The 17,649-nt window shown below is 64.1% G+C and carries 12 protein-coding genes and 1 pseudogene; 1 reads left to right on the plus strand and 12 read right to left on the minus strand.

The genetic code is table 11. The annotated features are described in order from the left end of the window. Nucleotides 1–136 precede the first annotated feature (136 nt). The 12 genes and pseudogenes from ACK41X_RS12510 to ACK41X_RS12565 all read right to left on the minus strand — a co-directional run bounded on the left by ACK41X_RS12510 (nucleotide 137) and on the right by ACK41X_RS12565 (nucleotide 16,488). A complete protein-coding gene (locus ACK41X_RS12510; RefSeq protein WP_409723497.1) occupies nucleotides 137–1,051 on the minus strand; it encodes a c-type cytochrome in 915 nt (304 codons plus the stop codon). Nucleotides 1,052–1,161: 110 nt separating this feature from the next. Continuing rightward, nucleotides 1,162–1,602: a c-type cytochrome gene (locus ACK41X_RS12515; RefSeq protein ID WP_409723500.1), complete on the minus strand. Its 441-nt coding sequence runs from the start codon at nucleotides 1,600–1,602 to the stop codon at nucleotides 1,162–1,164. Nucleotides 1,603–1,825: 223 nt separating this feature from the next. Further along, a complete protein-coding gene (locus tag ACK41X_RS12520) occupies nucleotides 1,826–5,008 on the minus strand; it encodes an efflux RND transporter permease subunit (RefSeq protein ID WP_409723503.1) in 3,183 nt (1,060 codons plus the stop codon). A 10-nt stretch (nucleotides 5,009–5,018) separates the two neighbouring features. Further along, a complete protein-coding gene (locus ACK41X_RS12525; RefSeq protein ID WP_409723506.1) occupies nucleotides 5,019–6,227 on the minus strand; it encodes an efflux RND transporter periplasmic adaptor subunit in 1,209 nt (402 codons plus the stop codon). Nucleotides 6,228–6,372: 145 nt separating this feature from the next. Beyond that, on the minus strand, nucleotides 6,373–7,935 hold the full coding sequence (gene murJ / locus ACK41X_RS12530; RefSeq protein WP_409723509.1) for a murein biosynthesis integral membrane protein MurJ: 1,563 nt from the start codon (nucleotides 7,933–7,935) through the stop codon (nucleotides 6,373–6,375). Between the two features lie 142 nt (nucleotides 7,936–8,077). Beyond that, entirely contained in the window at nucleotides 8,078–9,229 is a 1,152-nt protein-coding gene (locus ACK41X_RS12535) for a DegT/DnrJ/EryC1/StrS family aminotransferase (RefSeq protein WP_409723511.1), read from the minus strand. Between the two features lie 42 nt (nucleotides 9,230–9,271). Further along, nucleotides 9,272–10,273, minus strand: coding sequence for a Gfo/Idh/MocA family oxidoreductase (locus tag ACK41X_RS12540; protein WP_409723514.1), 1,002 nt, complete (start codon nucleotides 10,271–10,273; stop codon nucleotides 9,272–9,274). Nucleotides 10,274–10,460: 187 nt separating this feature from the next. Next, nucleotides 10,461–11,210, minus strand: coding sequence for a transaldolase family protein (locus ACK41X_RS12545; protein ID WP_409723516.1), 750 nt, complete (start codon nucleotides 11,208–11,210; stop codon nucleotides 10,461–10,463). A gap of 233 nt (nucleotides 11,211–11,443) precedes the next feature. Further along, nucleotides 11,444–12,870: pseudogene (locus tag ACK41X_RS12550) on the minus strand (mannose-1-phosphate guanylyltransferase/mannose-6-phosphate isomerase). A 52-nt stretch (nucleotides 12,871–12,922) separates the two neighbouring features. Then, nucleotides 12,923–13,936: an NAD-dependent epimerase gene (locus ACK41X_RS12555; RefSeq protein WP_409723519.1), complete on the minus strand. Its 1,014-nt coding sequence runs from the start codon at nucleotides 13,934–13,936 to the stop codon at nucleotides 12,923–12,925. Further along, nucleotides 13,936–15,219, minus strand: a complete 1,284-nt coding sequence (locus ACK41X_RS12560) for a nucleotide sugar dehydrogenase (protein WP_409723522.1) — start codon at nucleotides 15,217–15,219, stop codon at nucleotides 13,936–13,938. Before ACK41X_RS12560 ends, ACK41X_RS12555 begins: the two co-directional genes overlap by 1 nt. A gap of 33 nt (nucleotides 15,220–15,252) precedes the next feature. Beyond that, nucleotides 15,253–16,488: a glycosyltransferase family 4 protein gene (locus ACK41X_RS12565; RefSeq protein ID WP_409723524.1), complete on the minus strand. Its 1,236-nt coding sequence runs from the start codon at nucleotides 16,486–16,488 to the stop codon at nucleotides 15,253–15,255. 139 nt (nucleotides 16,489–16,627) lie between these two features. On the opposite strand from ACK41X_RS12565, the gene ACK41X_RS12570 reads away from it, so the two are divergent. Then, complete coding sequence (locus tag ACK41X_RS12570; protein ID WP_409723527.1) at nucleotides 16,628–17,647, plus strand: lysylphosphatidylglycerol synthase transmembrane domain-containing protein; 1,020 nt, start codon at nucleotides 16,628–16,630, stop codon at nucleotides 17,645–17,647. Nucleotides 17,648–17,649 lie beyond the last annotated feature (2 nt).

The raw sequence follows: 17,649 nt of genomic DNA on the forward strand, positions 1-17,649 counted from the left end.
GGGGGGGGGCTTTCGTGGCGCCCTTCCTCTTGGGGGGGTTTTTGTTTGGTTTCTGGGGGGCCCACCCCCAACCCCCCACGAACTCCCCCCCGCCGCATGCCGCCGATGCGGACGGCTCACGGCCCGAACGACTCAGTTACTTGCTCGGACGCCGGGGCCCTTCGACGGCCGGCAGCGACTTCAGATATTCCGCCATCGCCAGCCGGTCGTCCTTGGAGAGCTGTGCGGTATTGCGGATCACCGGCGCCATGTTGGAGCCGACGGTGTCTCCCTCGGGGGTATTGCCTGTTTCGAGGAGATATTCGATGTCGTCGACCGTCCAGTCCTTGAGGCCGGCCTGGGTGATGTTCGGCACCCAGCCCTTGCCCTCCGGATTGGGGCCGCCGGCAAATTTCTGCGACGTCACGATGCCGCCGAGCAGATTGCGCGGCGAATGGCATTCGGCGCAATGGCCGGGCCCGTTGACGAGATAGGCACCGCGATTCCAGCGCTCCGACTTGGTCGGATCGGGTTGAAACGGCTTGTCGTCGAAGAACAGAAGCTTCCAGCCGCCGAGCGAACGGCGCACATTGAACGGGAAAGGCACGTCATGCGGCCGCGAGGCATCCTGCACCGCGGGAAGCGTCTTCATGAACGCGAAAAGATCGCGCACATCCGACACCGGCATCAGCCGGTAGGACGTGTACGGAAAGGCCGGGAAATAATGCGATCCGCCCGGCGTGGTTCCTTTCAGCATCGCATCGACGAATTGCTGCTCGGTCCAGCTGCCGATGCCCATCTTCGGGTCCGGCGAGATATTCGGCGCGTAGAAGGTGCCGAACGGCGAATGCAGCGGATGGCCGCCGCCAAGCTTCAGCCGGTCGTCCTGCCCGATCGTGGTGTGGCAAGAGGCGCAGCCGCTCGCGTAGAACATGGTGCGGCCATTCTCGATATTCGGCGTATGCGGCGTCAGCGCGCTCGCCGGAACGGTCGCCGGGATGGTGACGAACCAGAAGATCGCGAAGCCGACGATACCGGCGGCGACCGCCAGCAGAACAAGTTTGCGCAGCATGGCCACTCCGTTTTTCGGGGCCGGATGTTATGCGTTTGGAGGTATTCGGAAAAGCGAAAGGGCGGCCCATCCACCGGACGGCCGCCCCGCTGTTTCGGACGCTCGATCCGTTATTTCTTGATGCGATAGACCTCGTGGCAGGCGCCGCATTGCTTGCCTATCTCGCCGAATGCGGTCTTGAAGCCGTCAATATCCTTTACCGAGGCCTGAGCGGCCTTTGCGGAGGCACCCCACTTGGCCATCGCCGCGTTGAAGCCGGCCATGTCTTCCCAGATTTTCGGAGACGCGGTGGTTTCGCCGCCGGTCTTGGAATCGTCCGGGAACAGGCCCGGCATCTTTTCCGCGGCGCTGGCGTAAACCGCAAAGACCTGCACGGCCTTGGCATTGTCATAAGGCTCGGTGCCGCGCGCCAGCGCAGCGCCCTGCTTCGCCGCAGCGCCGACGCCCTTCATGATCTCCTTGCGCTCGGCGATGGCCTTGGACTGGGCGAGAACGGCGCCGGCGCTGAGCGCAACGGCAAGAGCAGCACAGACGGCGGTACGGACGAGCATTGAAATTCCCCATAGTGCGATGGAAGGAGATCAGGCGGATGACCGGCGAACCCGGGTCGCAGATTGTTATTCCTAAAAGGTGACGGGAAGCCATTCACGAGACCAGTCATCGCCAATCACGAAGCCGTGAACGGCGTTGGGCTCCGGACCCGGGCCGACGATTGTCGAGTTCCGTGGACCAACGACAGCGCCAGCCCGGCGGCCGAGAATCCGGCCCGATCTGTCAGGCGCGCGACTCCCCGGCCTCCTGCGGCGGCAAAGCGGCCTGCGGCTTGCGGCGCTGGAACCTGTCCTCGATCCAGCGCACCATCACATAAAAGGCCGGAGTGAAAAGCAGGCCGAAGATCGTCACGCCGATCATGCCGGCGACCACAGACGTTCCAAGCGCCTGACGCAACTCCGCGCCCGCGCCCACGGCGATGGCCAGCGGCAACACCCCGAGAATGAAGGCCAGCGACGTCATCAGGATCGGCCGCAGCCGCAACTGGGCCGCTTCCTTGGCGGCCTCCCAACGGTCCCGCCCCTGCTCTTCGAGCTGTTTGGCGAATTCGACGATCAGGATCGCGTTCTTCGCTGCAAGCCCGATGAGCACGATAAAGCCGACCTGTGTCAGGATGTTATTATCCTGGCCTCGCAGCACCACGCCCGTGATCGATGCGATCAGGCACATCGGCACGATCATGATGACCGCGATCGGAAGGGTCAGACTTTCATATTGCGCCGCCAGCACCAGGAAGACGAACACGACGGCCAGAATAAACGCAAACATCGCGGTATCGCCGGCGCGCAGCTGCTGAAAAGCCAGCGTCGTCCACTCATAGGCGAAGCCTTGCGGCAGCGTCTCGGCGGCGAGCTTCTCCATGATCTGAATCGCCTGCCCCTGCGAATAACCGGGTGCCGCCGCACCATCGAGCTCGGCCGCAGGATAAAGATTGTAGCGCGGAACCCGGTACGGCCCGGAGATGTCGCGGATCGTGGTGAAGGAGCCGATCGGCACGGTTTCGCCATCGGCGTTGCGCACCCGCAGGTTCAGAATGTCGCGCGGCTCCAGCCGGTAAGGTGCCGCAGCCTGCGCCTGGACCCGGAAGGTGCGGCCGAAAAGATTGAAGTCGTTCACATAGAGCGAGCCGATATTGACCTGCAGCGCGGTGAATACATCCGGCAGGTTGACCCCGAGGAGCTGCGCCTTGGTGCGGTCGATGTCGAGATAGAGCTGCGGTGTCGACACTTCGAACAGCGAGAAGACCTGCATCAGCCCTGGCGTGGTCGCGGCGCGGCCCATCATGGCGCCGACCGCCTGCTGCAGGGCTTCCGGCCCGCGCCCGGCGCGGTCCTCGACCATCATGCGGAATCCGCCGGCATTGCCGATGCCCTGCACCGGCGGCGGCTGCACCACGATCAGCATCGCCTCGCGGATCGCGGCATATTTGCCGAACAGGGCGCCCTGGATCGCGCCCGCCGATTGCCGGGGATCCTGGGCGCGCTTCTCGAACGAATCCAGGATCAGGAAGATTGCACCGGCATTGGGCGCATTGGTGAAGGTGGCGCCGGAAAAGCCGACGATGTTGATGGCGTTGAGGACGCCCGGCGTCTTCAACGCAATTTCGGTTGCTTGGCGCATCACCTTGTCGGTTCGTTCGAGCGAAGCGCCCGGCGGCAATTGCGCGGCGACGATCAGATAGCCGCGATCCTGCTGCGGAATGAAGCCCTGGGGCGCCTTGCGGAACTCGTTCAGACCGAAGCCGATGACCACGGCATACAGCGCCAGCATCAGAGCCGACAGCCGCACGGTGCGCCCGGCAAACCAGCCATACTTCCCGGTCAGCCAGTTAAAGCCGCCATTGAACACGCGGAAGAAGCCGGTAAAGGGCTTTTGCCACCAGCGCGCCTGCTGATGCTCCCGGTGCGGCTTGAGCAGCAGGGCGCACATGGCCGGCGACAAGGTCAGCGAGACGATCAGCGAGATCACGGTTGCACCGGCAATGGTCAAGGCGAATTGCCGGTAGAACTGACCGGATATGCCGGTGATGAAGGCGGCCGGAATGAAGACCGCGCACAGCACGAGCGAGATCGCAATCAGCGCACCGCCGACCTCGTCCATCGATTTGATCGCGGCCTCGCGCGGCGCGAGACCGCGCTCGATGTTGCGCTCGACATTCTCGACGACGACGATGGCGTCATCGACCACGATGCCGATCGCCAGAACGAGCCCGAACAGCGTCAGATTGTTGATGGAGAAACCGAACAGACCCATCATGAAGAACGTGCCGATCAGCGAGATCGGGATCGCCACGATCGGGATGACTGCCGCGCGCCAGGTCTGCAGGAACAGAACGATGACCAGAATGACGAGGACCACGGCCTCGAAGATCGTTTCAATCACCGCATTCACCGACTCCTGAATGAATTGGGTCGGATCGTAGATGATCGTGTATTGCATCCCTTCCGGGAAATTCTTTGCCAGTTCCGCCGTCGTGTTGCGAATAAGCGTACCGGTCGCAAGCGCATTGGAGCCGGGCCGTTGAAATACCGCGAGCGCCACCGACGGACTGCGTCCCAGATAGGACGATGACGAATAGTCCTGGCCGGTCAATTCGACACGGGCCACGTCCTTGATCCGGACCACGGCGGTCGGGGTCTGCTTGACGACGACATTGGCGAATTCAGCAGGGTCGGAGAGCCGGCCAAGCGTCCGCACCGCGACCTGAAAGGCCAGCTGGTTATCGACCGGCGGCTGGTTGAGGATGCCAGACGCCACCTGAATATTCTGCCCCTGCAGCGCGGCGGTGACATCCTGCGCGGTGAGATTGAGCGATTGCAAGCGGTTCGGATCGAGCCAGATCTGCATCGCGAAATCGCGCGCGCCAAACACCGTGATCGATCCGACGCCGTCAAGGCGCGTGAGGACGTCCTTTACATAGAGATTTGCATAGTTCGTGAGAAACACAGGATCGCGCGACTGGTCCGGCGAAAACAGGTTCACCACCATCAGGATGTCCGGCGAACTTTTCTCGACCCTGACGCCGATCTGCTGGACCGCCTGTGGCAGGCGCGGCGTTGCGGTCGATACGCGATTTTGGACCTGCACCTGCGCAATATCGAGATTGGTGCCGAGCTCGAACGTCACCGAAATCGAGAAGCGGCCGTCGGCGGTGGAGTTCGATGAAATATAAAGCATTCCCTCGACGCCGTTGACCTGCTGCTCAATCGGGGCCGCGACGGTGTCGGCGACGACCTCCGCGCTGGCGCCCGGATATTGCCCGGTGATGTTGATGACCGGCGGCGCGATCTCAGGATACTGCGCGATCGGCAGCCGCAGGAAGGCGACGGCGCCGAGGATGATGAACACGGTGGAGAGCACGGCCGCGAAGATCGGCCGGTCGATGAAAAAGTGCGAGATTTTCATATGCGGCGGCCTATTTCTGCGCGGTGCCGCCGGCCGCTGCGGAAGCCGGCGACGGGGCCGTTTCGGGATTGACCTTCATCCCGGGCCGTACGCGCATCAGGCCCTCGACAATGACACTGTCGGTCGGCTGCAGCCCGCCGCGTATGACACGCTCGCCATTATCGAGCGGACCAAGCTCGACATATTTCTGCGCGACCGTATTGTCCGGCCGAACCACATAGACGAACTTGCGGGCCTGCTCGCTGCCGATCGCAGTGTCTGGAATAAGCAGGGCCGTATACGGGGCCGATCCCGGCACCTGCACCCGCGCGAACATGCCGGGCGTGAAAATCCCCTGCGCATTGGCAAAGACCGCGCGCCCGCGGATGGTGCCGGTGGAGCGTTTGATCACATTGTCGACGAAGTCCATGCGACCGACATGATTGAAGTCGCGCTCGTCGATCAGCTTCAGCCGCACCATCGTGGCGCCGCCGCGCGCAGCGATGTTATCGCGGGCGGCATTGACATTGCCGTTGGCGGCAAGGCGCTCGTAGCGAAGATAGGAGGCCTCGTCGAAAGTGAACTCGAAGCGGATCGGATCGGTCGAGACGATGGTGGCGAGCAGGGTCGTCGTGCCGGTCGTGCCGCCGGTGACCAGGTTGCCAACCGAGACGCGGCGGTCGCCGATCCGGCCGCTGACCGGGGCGCGCAGATCGGTGAATTCGAGATCGAGTTCGGCCTGCCGCACCGCGGCCTGTTGCGCCGCCACGTTGGCTTCGGCGACGCGCTTGACCTGGGTGCGCTGATCGAAAGTCTGCTGGGTAATGGTCTTGTCGCGGACGAGTTGCGCGGCGCGTTCCAGGTCGCCTTCGGCAAAGGCAAGTTCGGCGCGGGCCTTTTCCAGCGTGGCCTTGGCCTGGTCGAGCGCGGTCTGGAACGGACGCTTGTCGATGGTGAAGAGAAGGTCGCCTTCTTTCACCAGCTGGCCGTCCTTGAAATGGATCTGTTCGAGATAGCCCGAGACTCGTGCCCGCACCTCAACCGAGTCGACGGCGACAAATCGGCCGACATATTCGTCGAAATCGGTGATGGTACGCTGGGTCGGTGACGCCACCGTCACCGACGGCGGCGGCGGCGCCGCTGCCTGCTGCGGCGGGTTCTGACCGCAACCGGCGACCATAGCCAACATCAGGAGGACCACCGCGCCGCCCGCGGCACGTCGATACTTTCGTCTAATCATTTCAGGCTCGTGTCCGAGCGGCAGTCCCCGCTCCGAAATAGGGACGCCAGGTTCAAAGCGCAATTGTCGCGGAACTGCCGCCCCGGCGCCCGCCTCATACCGGGACATCCGACGATTGTCCAATCAACGCAGTGACTTGAAAAGATCAATCCGGCTCATTCGTGATCGCCGGGAGCTTGCGCTCACCCCGAAAACCGGAAAACCAGTTGCGCCCGAGCAACAGCAGGATCAACAGACCGTAAACGAGCGCTCCGATCAGTGCGAGGGTTGCGAGCGTCGCCTCGTCGCGAAACACCGGCAGGTCGCGGTATAGCGCGGCGACCGGCCGCATCGACAAAACCAAAACCAGCCCGAGCACGCATCCGCTGGCCGCAAGCAACACCATTGAGCGCCGCAGCCGTGCATCGGTCCCGGCGAGCTTCGCCCGCATGGCGAACCACGCCACGAGACCGAGATTGACCCAGGCCCCGATCGCGGTGGCAATCGCCAGGCCGACCTGCGCCAGCGGTCCCATCAATACGATCTTGAGCAGGATGTTGACGGCGACCGCGATCAGCGACGCCTTCACCGGCGTCAAGGTATCGCCGCGGGCGAAGAACGGCGCCGTCATCGCGCGGATCAGCACATACGGAATGAGACCGATCGCATAGGCCGCGAGCGTGGCCCCGGCCGCAAGCGCATCGTCGTCAGTGAATTTGCCGCGCATGAACAGCGCCCGCATGATCAGGTCCGGGATCAGGAGGAACGCCACGAGGCATGGAATGGTCAGCAGCAGCGTCAGCTCGATGGCGCGGTTCTGCGCATGGCGCGCACCGGCCTCATCGCCTGCCGCGATCCGGCGCGACATTTCCGGCAGCAGCACGGTGCCGACCGCGATCCCGATGACGCCGATCGGCAATTGGTTGATGCGGTCGGCATAATAAAGCGCGGAAATCGCGCCCGCCGCGAGGAAGCTTGCGATGATGGTATCGGCGAACATCGCAAGCTGCACGCCGGCGGAGCCCACCGTCGCCGGGCCGAGCGCGCGAAAGAATTTCCGCACATCCTGATCGAGCTTCGGCCAGCGGAACGACGCCAGCACCTGCGCGCGTCCGGCATCCCCCATCACCAGCAGCAATTCGAGAATGCCGGCGATGAACACGCCCCAGGCCGCTGCATGGCCCGCAGTCGGAAAGAAGACGGCGAGCGAGAGCGTCGCCATCATCGACAGATTGAGCAGGATCGGCGCTGCGGCGGGCGTCGCGAAGCGATGGATCGAATTGAGAATGCCGCCATAGAGCGTGACCAGCGACACCAGCAGAAGATAGGGAAAGGTGATGCGGGTCAGTTCGGTCGCAAGCGCAAAGCGCTGCGGATCGCCGGTGAAGCCCGGCGCCAAGAGTTCGATCACCCCCGGCGTGAACAGAAGCGCGACCGCCAGCAGCACCAGTTGCACCGCGACCATCATCGTGAAAACGCGGTCGGCGAACAGCTTGGCCGGGTCCGGTCCGCCCTGGGTGCGGATGCGCGAATAGGCCGGCACGAACGCGGTGTTAAAGGCGCCTTCGGCAAAGATCGCGCGGAAATGGTTCGGCAGCCGCAGCGCCACGAAGAACGCATCGGCCACCGGCCCGGCGCCCAGGATCGCCGCAAGCATGATGTCGCGGGCAAAGCCGGTGATGCGCGACAGAAGCGTGAAGCCGCCGACTGTGAAAATGCGTCCGATCATCCGCCCGATCCGAGCAAGCCAGCCGTGTCATCCTTCGCCGCTTGCCGCAGGCAAGCGACCGCCGAATCCAGCGAAGGCGACCGAGGTTGTAGCTGGATTCCGGGTCCGGCGCCTGTGCGCCGTTCCATTACTACGGCAATTTCTATCGAAGCGCGCGGCGAACGGCGTCGACGATGCGGTCCTGGGTCGGTTCGTCGAGATAGGCGTGCATCGGCAGGCTGATGACTTCGTCGGCGAGCCTTTCGCTCACGGCAAGCCCGCCCTCGGCCACGGGAAAATCGCGGTAGGCGGTCTGCTTGTGCAATGGCTTGACGTAATAGATCGCGGTCGGGATGCCCTCCGCCTGCAAGGCACGGGCGAGGCCATCGCGCCGGCCCGGCGCCAGGCGGATGGTGTATTGCGCCCAGACCGACCGATAGCCGTTCGGCACCGCCGGAACGGTCGCGACGTCCTGCAGCCCTTGCGAATAGCGCGCCGCGATGCGGTTGCGGGCGTCGATCTCGTCGGCAAAAATCTTGAGCTTCTCGATCAGTACCGCCGCCTGGATGGTGTCGAGCCGCGCGGTCAGGCCGAGCCGGACATTGTCGTATTTGTCCGAGCCGCCGCCATGCACGCGCACGCTTTTCAGCACCGCCAGCAATTCCTCGTCGTCGGTCAGGACCGCACCGCCATCGCCGTAGCAGCCGAGCGGCTTCGCGGGGAAAAAGCTCGTAGCGGTTGCATGTCCGAAGGTGCCGATGGCGCGGCCCTTGTACGACCCGCCGAAGCCCTGCGCCGCGTCATCGAGAACGAACAGCTTTTCGGCCTCGGCAATCTCCGCAATCGCGTCGTGATCGGCCGGAAGCCCGAACAAATCGACCGGGATCACCGCCTTCGGCTTCAGCCCTTTCGCCTTTGCGGTCCGGATCGCCGATTTCAGGCTGGCGGAGTCGATGTTGAAGGTGTCGGCATCGACGTCGACAAGGACCGGCGTCGCGCCGACCAGCGCCACGCTCTCGGCGGTCGCGCAGAAGGTGAAGGTCGGGCAGAACACGGCGTCGCCGCGGCCGATCCCCTTCGCCATCAGCGTCATCACCAGGGCGTCGGTGCCGCTCGAACAGGACAGCGCGTATTTGGCGCCGCAAAAGGCCGCGAGCTGCGCCTCGAACGCCGTGACCTCCGGGCCCATCAGGAACTGGCAGTGATCGAGAACGCGGGACGTCGCCTCGTCGATCGCCCTGCCGAGCCGGCGCCGCTGGGCGGCGACGTCGATGAAAGGGATCGGCCTGATCTCGACGCGGGCGTGCTGGTTCATCGTGCGATCAACAATTCAATGCGGCGGTGAAGCAACGGATTGTCAGCCGGCGGCGCGGCGCGGCGCCGGCCGGTGCGACGCGATCTTGCCGGGCTGGCCTTGCTCCAGACAGCGCATCGCGACATCGAGGCTTTCGACGCCCTCCTCGCCCGTCACCGGAGGCAGCTTGTTCTCGCGGACGGCATTGACGAAGGCCTGCAACTCGGCGCGCAGCGGTTCGGAATGGCCGACCGACAGGTGCCGCATCGAATAGCTGCCATCCGGCTGAAAGCCGAAACATTCGGTCACCTGGCGCGTCAAGAGATCGCCGATCAGATATTTGCGGCGGGTCGCGACATGCACCGTGCGCGCCTTGAACGGCGTCAGCCAGTTGGTGTTGATATGCGCGAGCACGCCGGACGCGGTTCGGAATTGCAGAAGCGCGATATCCTCGCGCTCGGCCATCGCACTCGACAATTGCGGCTGCACTTCCACGATTTCGGAATCGGTGAACCAGCGGATCAGGTCGATGTCGTGGACCGCCAGGTCGATCACGACCCCGACATTCGACATGCGCGGCGGGAACGGACCGACACGGGTGATGCCGATCGACAGGATATCCTCGTCGCGGATCGCGTCCTTGATCGCCTGGACCGCCGGGTTGAAGCGCTCGACATGGCCGACCATCAGCTTCACGCCGCGCCGCTTGGCGGCGGCGATGATTTCCCGCCCCTCTTCGACATTGGAGGCGATCGGCTTCTCGATCAGCACATGAATGCCGCGCTCGATACATTTGAGCGCAAGGGGGTGGTGCAGATGTGTGGGTGCGGCAATGGTCACCGCATCGATGCCCGGACCAAGCAGGTCGTCGACATCCTCGGCGGCGGGAACGCCCAGGATGCGCGTGACAAGTTCGCGCTGTTGCGGGTTGGGGTCCGCGACCCCGACCAGCGTGACGTCCGGCAACCCGGAAAACACCCGGGCGTGGTTCGCCCCCATGATACCCACGCCGATCACGCCGACGCGCAGCGGCCCGCTTTCTCCGCTTGTCACTGCCCGAACCATAGAAGACTCACCCCCGAAGCGGCCCCGTTAACCCTGCCTATCATGCCGTTCGCAACTGCGGCGAAATTTCGTGAGCCGCATCCAAACACCTTTTGAGTCAGAGCGTTACGATCCGGGAACCCTGGAAAGGGTCCAACCTGGCTGGCAAGGCGCAGCGACCTCCTGTCGATCTCGCACAACCGAAAGTTTATTCGGCAGCGGCGCGCCCGCCAAGATCGAGGTGCAATCCGGCCGCCAGCGCGTCCTCACGGAAGGCCTGGACCGCGCCGACCGACAGCTCCTCGGCGGTTTTGGTCCCCATCGCGGGCAGCTTCTTCAAAATGTCGGCCGGTGCGGTGATGATGTGGCAGCCCATCCGGTCGGCCTCGACCACGTTGTAGACCTCCCGGGTCGACGCCCAGATGATCTCGACATTGGCCGTCTGCCGCGCCTGGGCGATGGCGTCCTGCATCAGCGGCGCATAGTCGATGCCGAAATCCGCCAGCCGGCCGGCGAACACCGAGACGCAGGCCGGCGCACCGCCGCGCAGCGCTGCCATGGCCCGGCTGACCTGATCCGCGGTGAAAATGGCGGTGAGATTGATCCGCACCCCGTCCGCCGACAGGGCCCGCACCGCGTCGAAGAGAGGTTCACCGCGGGTCGTCGTCACCGGCAGCTTCACATAGACATTCTGGCCCCAGGACGCGATCACGCGGCCCTGCGCCACCATTTCCGGGATGTCGTCGGAGAATACCTCGAACGAAATGTGCCGGTCCGGCACGGCGGCGACCAGATCGCGGGCATAGCTCTCGTAGTCCTTCACTCCGGCCTTCTTCAGCAGGGAAGGATTGGTGGTGAAACCGGCGATCCATCGGTTCTTGGCCATCTCCACGATCTGCGCCTTGTCGGCGCCATCGGTGAACAGCTTGACCTTCAGGTCGTCGAGTTTGACCGCCATGATGATGACCCTCGATAAATTTGCTTTTGCGGCATTCTAACCCGTCATGGCCGGGCTTGTCCCGGCCATCCGCGTTTTTCGCGTAGCACAGGGGTCATGGATGCCCACGACAAGCGCGGTCATGAAAGCCACCATAGCATTTTCGAGCGAAGTGGGCACCGGTTCGCGTGAAGAAAACGCGCCAACGCAACAACTTAGAGTCTTTTCGCGATTCGAAGAAAAGCGAAAAGACTCTAGGACCGCCTATAATCGTCCTCGATGCGGACGATATCGTCCTCGCCGAGATAGCTGCCGGTCTGCACCTCGATCAGTTCCAGATCGATCATGCCGGGATTTTCCAGCCGGTGCGGCGTTCCCATCGGGATATAGATCGACTGGTTCTCGTGCAGCGTGTTGATTTCGTCGCCGATGGTCACACGCGCGGTGCCGCGCACCACGATCCAGTGCTCGGCGCGGTGGTGATGATATTGCAGCGACAGCCGGCCGCCGCGCTTTACCACGATCCGTTTCACCTGATAGCGGTCGCCATGATCGAGCGACTGGTAATTGCCCCACGGCCGGTGCACGCGCAGATGATCGGCCGTGACGGCCGGCGCCACCTCTTTCAGCCGGCCGACAAGCCGCTTCATCTCGGCGGTATTCTTCCGGTCGGCGATCAGCACGGCGTCTTCGCTCGCGACCACGACCAGATCGCGCACGCCGAACAACGCCACCAGCGGTTTCTCCGATGCGGCAAAGGAATTCTGCGTATCGACAAACACGGCATGCCCCTGCCCGGCATTGCCGTCGGCATCATGCGGCGACAATTCCCAGACCGCGTGCCATGAGCCGACATCGGACCAGCCATAGGATACCGGAATGACCGCGGCGCGCCTGGTCTTTTCCATCACCGCATAATCGATCGAAGTCGCCTTGGCTCTGGCAAAGCCGTCGGGGTCGAGAGTGACAAACCGAGATCGCTGCCGGCCGCCTCGATTGCCTGCCTTGCGGCCGCAACCGTATCGGGCTCGACGGCGGCATATTCGCCGAGCAGATCGCCGGCGCTGAAAATGAAATTGCCGGAATTCCACAGATAGCCTTCTGCAATATAGCGCTTCGCCGTCTCGGCGTCCGGTTTCTCGACAAACTATTCGACCGCGAACAGACCGTCCTCGATCTGCGCACCGGGGCGGATATAGCCATATTCGGTCGCGGGCCGGTCCGGCTTGACACCAAAGGTCACGATGCGCCCGCCCTGCGCCGCCATACCCGCGGCATTGCAGGCGGTGGCAAACGCTGCCTCGTCTGCAACCACATGGTCCGCAGCCAGCGCCATCATCACCGGATCGCCGTCGCGCTTCTGGCCGAACACCGCTCCGGCGGCAATAGCGGGTCCGGAATCGCGGCGCAAAGGCTCGAGCAGGATATCGGCCTCGATGCCGATATCGCCAAGCTGCTCGCTGACGATGAATCGATATTGCGCATTGGTGATCACGACCGGCCGGGCGAAAACCGCCGGGTCCGAGACCCGCAGCATCGTGTCCTGGAAGGTCGAACGCGCACCGAAAAGCGGCAGAAACTGCTTCGGCCGCCCCTCGCGCGAGGACGGCCACAGCCGCGTGCCCGCGCCGCCGCACATCACAAGGGGGACAATCCGGTCCAGCTTGGAAATCTGGTTCATGAATGCCTAATTGCCTGTCGCAGCCCGCTGAAAAGGTTACAACACGCGGCTGTTAAGTTCCTGTGTAACTGCGATACCAGTCGATGAAGTTGCGGATGCCGCTTTCGACCGGCGTCGACGGGCGAAACCCGACATCGCGCATCAGGTCGTCGACATCGGCATAGGTTTCCGGCACGTCGCCCGGCTGCATCGGCATCAATACGCGCTTGGCCGTGCGGCCGAGACATTTTTCCAGTTCCGATACGACATGAAGAAGTTCGACCGGCTTGTTGTTGCCGATATTGTAGATGCGATACGGCGCAGAGCTGGTGGCAGGATCGGGATCGTCCCCGGACCATTGCGGGTCGGGCGTGGCGGGCCGCCCGATCAGCCGCACCACCGCCTCCACCACGTCGTCGACATAGGTGAAATCGCGCAGCATATTGCCGTGGTTGAACAACGTGATCGGCTTCCCGGCGAGGATCGATTGCGCGAAAATCCACATCGCCATATCCGGCCGGCCCCATGGCCCATAGACCGTGAAGAAGCGCAGGCCCGTTACCGGCAGGCGGAACAGATGCGCATAGGAATGCGCCATCAATTCGTTTGCCTTCTTGCTTGCGGCGTACATCGAGATCGGGTGGTCGACATTGTCGCTCACCCGGAACGGCAGCCGCGTATTGGCGCCGTAGACTGACGACGAGGACGCAAAAACCAGATGCCGGCAGCCGTTATGCCGGCAGCCCTCCAGCAGATTGGCGAAGCCCCGCATATTGGCGTCGACATAGGCTTCCGGATGCGAGATCGAATGCCGCACGCCGGCCTGTGCTGCGAGATGCACCACATAGGGAAATCTGTGCTTACGAAACAGCTCAGGCGTTGCATCGCGGTCGGCAAGATCGAGTTTGACGAACTCGAAATGATTGGATTTCGCAAGCTCCGCGCGGCGCGCTTCCTTCAACGACGGATCGTAATAGGGCGTCAGGCTGTCGACGCCAACCACACGGCGGCCTTGCGACAGCAATTTGCGCGTCACATGAAAACCGATGAACCCGGCGGCTCCGGTCACCAGGATCGGTTCGTCCATTACAGCCGCCATAGTTCAATGCCTGAGGGTTTCGATTCGCGATCGAGGATGGATTTCACGTCGAAGACCAGACCGGCACCGTCCCGCAAAAGGCCGGCGATAAGAGGCCAGCCGCCGCGAACATAATCGTCATGGGCAACCGCGAGGATGACGGCATCGGCGGGCCGCAACATCTCACGCGGGAGCAGATCGATGCCGTATTCGTGCCGCGCCTCGTCCGGCACCGCGAGCGGATCGTGCACCTGCACCGTCACGCCGCTGGCAGCAAGTTCGCGCACGATATCGGCGACCCTGGAGTTGCGGGTATCGGGGACGTCTTCCTTGAAGGTGATGCCGAGTATGGTCACGGTCGCGTCGACGCAGCGGCGCCTGAACAGCGCCTGCACGCAGGCCAGAGCCACGCGCTGGCCGACACTGTCGTTGATGCGCCGTCCGGCGAGGATCACCTCGGGATGATAGCCGGCGCGCTCCGCACGGTAGGTCAGGTAATAGGGATCGACGCCGATGCAGTGACCGCCGACCAGACCGGGATAGAATTTCTGGAAATTCCATTTGGTGCCGGCCGCAGCCAGCACGTCGCCGGTGTCGATGCCAAGCCGGTGGCAGATCGCCGATAGCTCGTTCATGAACGCGATGTTGAGATCGCGTTGCGTATTCTCGATCACCTTGGCGGCCTCGGCGACCTTGATCGAGGGCGCCCGGTGAATCCCCGCGCTCACCACCGAGCCGTAGACCTCCGCAACGATATCGAGGGTTTGCGCGTCCTGGCCCGCCACCACCTTGACGATGTTCTCGAAGCGATGGGTCCGGTCGCCGGGATTGATCCGCTCCGGCGAATAGCCGACGGTGAAATCGGCGCCCGCACGCAGCCCGGATGCGCGCTCCAGGACCGGGACGCAATCCTCCTCGATGCAGCCCGGATAGACCGTCGATTCGTAAACCACGATGGCGTCCTTGCGCATCGCCTTGCCGACCGTTTCGGAGGCGCCGAACAGGGCGCGCAGATCGGGACGGTTGGCGTTGTCGATCGGGGTCGGCACGGTCACGATGAAAAAGTCCGCATCCCGAAGCAGCGAGGGATCATCCGTCACCGTCAAGGTGCCGAGGGCCAGATCGGCCGGTTCGACCTCGCGCGTGCGGTCATGACCGGCCCGCAGCTCGGCAATGCGCCGCGCATCGATGTCGAAGCCGGTCACCGGACAGCCCGCCCGGGCAAAGGACACGGCAACGGGAAGGCCGACATAGCCAAGGCCGATTACGGCAATCTTTCGGCTGTGCGCCACGCGCGGTCCGCCCCTCTCAAAAAGCGCGCCTGTTTAGCTGGCTGACGCCGGGGCCGGCAATAGCGCCGGCTTGGCCCGAAGCAGGCGATTATACAGAGCGACGACCTCCTGCCCGATGCGGGCGCTGGAAAATTCGGTCTCGACCATGGACCGTCCCGCCGCGCCGAACCGTGCCCGCAAGGCGGGATCTCGCGCCAGAACGGCGATTGCGTCGGCCAGCGCCACCGGATCGTCCGGGGGCACGAGGAAGGCATTCACGCCGTGACGGGCAATCTCGCGACAGCCGGGAACGTCCGTGGCGACGATCGGGCGCCCGAAGGCGGCCGCTTCGAGGAGGCTCTTGGGCAGCCCCTCGCGGCGGGACGGCAGGACGGCGATGTGCGCGCGCGACCAGACATCCGCAATCCCGGAGACATGGCCCAAGAGTTCGACGCCCGGCCGGCGCTTCCAGATCTCAATCTCGCCTGCCGGAATCGATGCCGGATTGGCGGGATCCGGGTCGCCGGCAATGAGCAGCCGGACCTTGTCGCCATGCTGCGCCATAAGGGCCTGCGCTTCGACCAGCGGCCGCACCCCCTTGTCGTCGAGCAGACGGCCGACAAAGGCCGCCGTCGGCTCAGCCTCCGGCTCGGGCAGCGGGCGCATGGCATCGATGTCGACGCCGGAGCCCGGTATGAGATGCACACGCTCCGGTGCAACGCCGAGCCGTTGAACAGCATCCCGGTCGTCGGGGTTCTGAACCAGGACGGCCGCGCGGGGGTTGTTGAACAGAACGCGGACCAGCGACGCCAGAACCGGCCGCATCAGCTGCGCGCTCAGGCGCCGGGAGGTGAACACGAAGCCCAGACCGGCCAGCGCGTTCAGCCGGGCGACCGGAAGTCCGGCCGCAGCCAGCGAGCCGATGACGGAGGGCTGCAGTGCGACGTGATGCACGATGTCCGGCTTGAGCCGCCGGTATAACGCCCGCACCTGCCTCACGATCGAGATGACGTTCATGGGATTCAGGCTGCCGCGCCGCCAGTCGAGCGAATGCAGCGTGAAGCCATTGGCCATGATTTCGGCACCATGCGCCTTCACACGGGTCGCAACATGGACGCTGTAACCGGCGCGCTGGGCGGCAAGCGCCATGGGGAGCCGGTGCGAAATGAAATACCAGTCTTCCGTCACCAGATAGACCAGCACCGGCGCCGCCGCAGAGCTTGCCCCGGGCCCTGCCGCAGACATCCCCTCGGGCGCGCGCTTTTGGCGATTGGCGAGAGACTCGGGCATCGGGGCCGGCTGAGCTTTCCTCGAAAACGCTTGACGCGGTGGCGCATGCATTGTTCCAGTCCGCCGCGCGCAGCGGCCTGCCAGGCGGCAGGCCACTGCTGCCGCATGCTTTAGCAGGGCCCTCGCCGGATCAGAAGTCTTGATACCAGCCAAATCCTCAAGCGACGTCACTCCGGGCTCGTCCGGCGCATCCGTGCGCCGCGGGCGCCGCGTGGTGGAACTGGCGCTGACGGTGGCGGTCGCCGCGATTGTCCTTGCGATCACGCTGCATTTTGTCGATATGCGGCAGGTCATCGATGGCTTGCGCAAGATCGGCGTCGCCGTCGCGCTGTTCGCAGCCGGCCTTTTGCTGGCGCAGGTCGTGCTGTGCGCCCTGCGCTGGATGCTCATCACCCGCCTGATGCCTGGCCCGCTGCCCTTCGGTGAAGCCCTGCGCGGCTATCTCGAAGCGGCTTTCGTGAACGCCTTTCTGCCGAGCCTCATTGTCAGCGACGGTACCCGCATGGTCCGGGCGATGGCGAACGGAGCCCGCCCGACACATGCTTTTGCGGGCGTCGCCACCGACCGGCTGATTGCGCTTTGCGCGCTCGCGATTGCGTCCGCCAGCGGCCTGTTTCTGCTGCCCGACGCGAGCCGGCATCCGTTGATCGTGCTGGCTCTGATCGGATTGCTTCCGGCCTTCGTTGCCGGCCTTGTCGTGCTTGACGTGACCGCACGGAGCTTCGCGCGCTTTGCGCGCTTTCGCTTGGTGCGGCCGTTTCTGGAACTCGCCTCGCTGATGGGACGCCTGCGCAAGATGCCCGGACTGACGGCGCTCGTGCTCGCGATTTCCCTGTTGGGCCACGCGCTGTCCGCCGGCGCCTTCTACATCCTCGCCCTGCAGCTCGAACTTCCGATCGGCTATTGGGCCATGTTTGCGCTGTCGGCACCGATCATCGTCTATTCCGCAGTGCCGGTGACGGTCGGCGGCTGGGGCGTACGGGAGGCTTTGAGCGCGGCCTTGTTCGGACTGATCGGGATCGCCCCTGCCTCCGGCGTTGCGCTGTCCATCGCCTTCGGGCTGCTGATGTCCGCGGTCGGCCTGTTCTGCGGCGGGATCGCGCTTGCAGCCTCCCTGCATAGCCGCGCCTTGGCCCTGCGCAAGGCGCCACAATCGTGACT

It is taken from the genome of Pseudorhodoplanes sp. (assembly GCF_046289595.1).
Taxonomy (GTDB): Bacteria; Pseudomonadota; Alphaproteobacteria; order Rhizobiales; family Xanthobacteraceae; genus Pseudorhodoplanes.

Excerpts from the sequence above, each read along its gene's own strand:
- ACK41X_RS12565 (WP_409723524.1), bottom strand. The coding sequence starts at position 16,488 with ATGCCCGAGTCTCTCGCCAATCGCCAAAAGCGCGCGCCCGAGGGGATG.
- ACK41X_RS12540 (WP_409723514.1), bottom strand. The coding sequence starts at position 10,273 with ATGGTTCGGGCAGTGACAAGCGGAGAAAGCGGGCCGCTGCGCGTCGGC.
- ACK41X_RS12545 (WP_409723516.1), bottom strand. The coding sequence starts at position 11,210 with ATGGCGGTCAAACTCGACGACCTGAAGGTCAAGCTGTTCACCGATGGC.
- ACK41X_RS12515 (WP_409723500.1), bottom strand. The coding sequence starts at position 1,602 with ATGCTCGTCCGTACCGCCGTCTGTGCTGCTCTTGCCGTTGCGCTCAGC.
- ACK41X_RS12555 (WP_409723519.1), bottom strand. The coding sequence starts at position 13,936 with ATGGACGAACCGATCCTGGTGACCGGAGCCGCCGGGTTCATCGGTTTT.
- ACK41X_RS12525 (WP_409723506.1), bottom strand. The coding sequence starts at position 6,227 with ATGATTAGACGAAAGTATCGACGTGCCGCGGGCGGCGCGGTGGTCCTC.
- ACK41X_RS12535 (WP_409723511.1), bottom strand. The coding sequence starts at position 9,229 with ATGAACCAGCACGCCCGCGTCGAGATCAGGCCGATCCCTTTCATCGAC.
- ACK41X_RS12510 (WP_409723497.1), bottom strand. The coding sequence starts at position 1,051 with ATGCTGCGCAAACTTGTTCTGCTGGCGGTCGCCGCCGGTATCGTCGGC.
- ACK41X_RS12520 (WP_409723503.1), bottom strand. The coding sequence starts at position 5,008 with ATGAAAATCTCGCACTTTTTCATCGACCGGCCGATCTTCGCGGCCGTG.
- murJ (WP_409723509.1), bottom strand. The coding sequence starts at position 7,935 with ATGATCGGACGCATTTTCACAGTCGGCGGCTTCACGCTTCTGTCGCGC.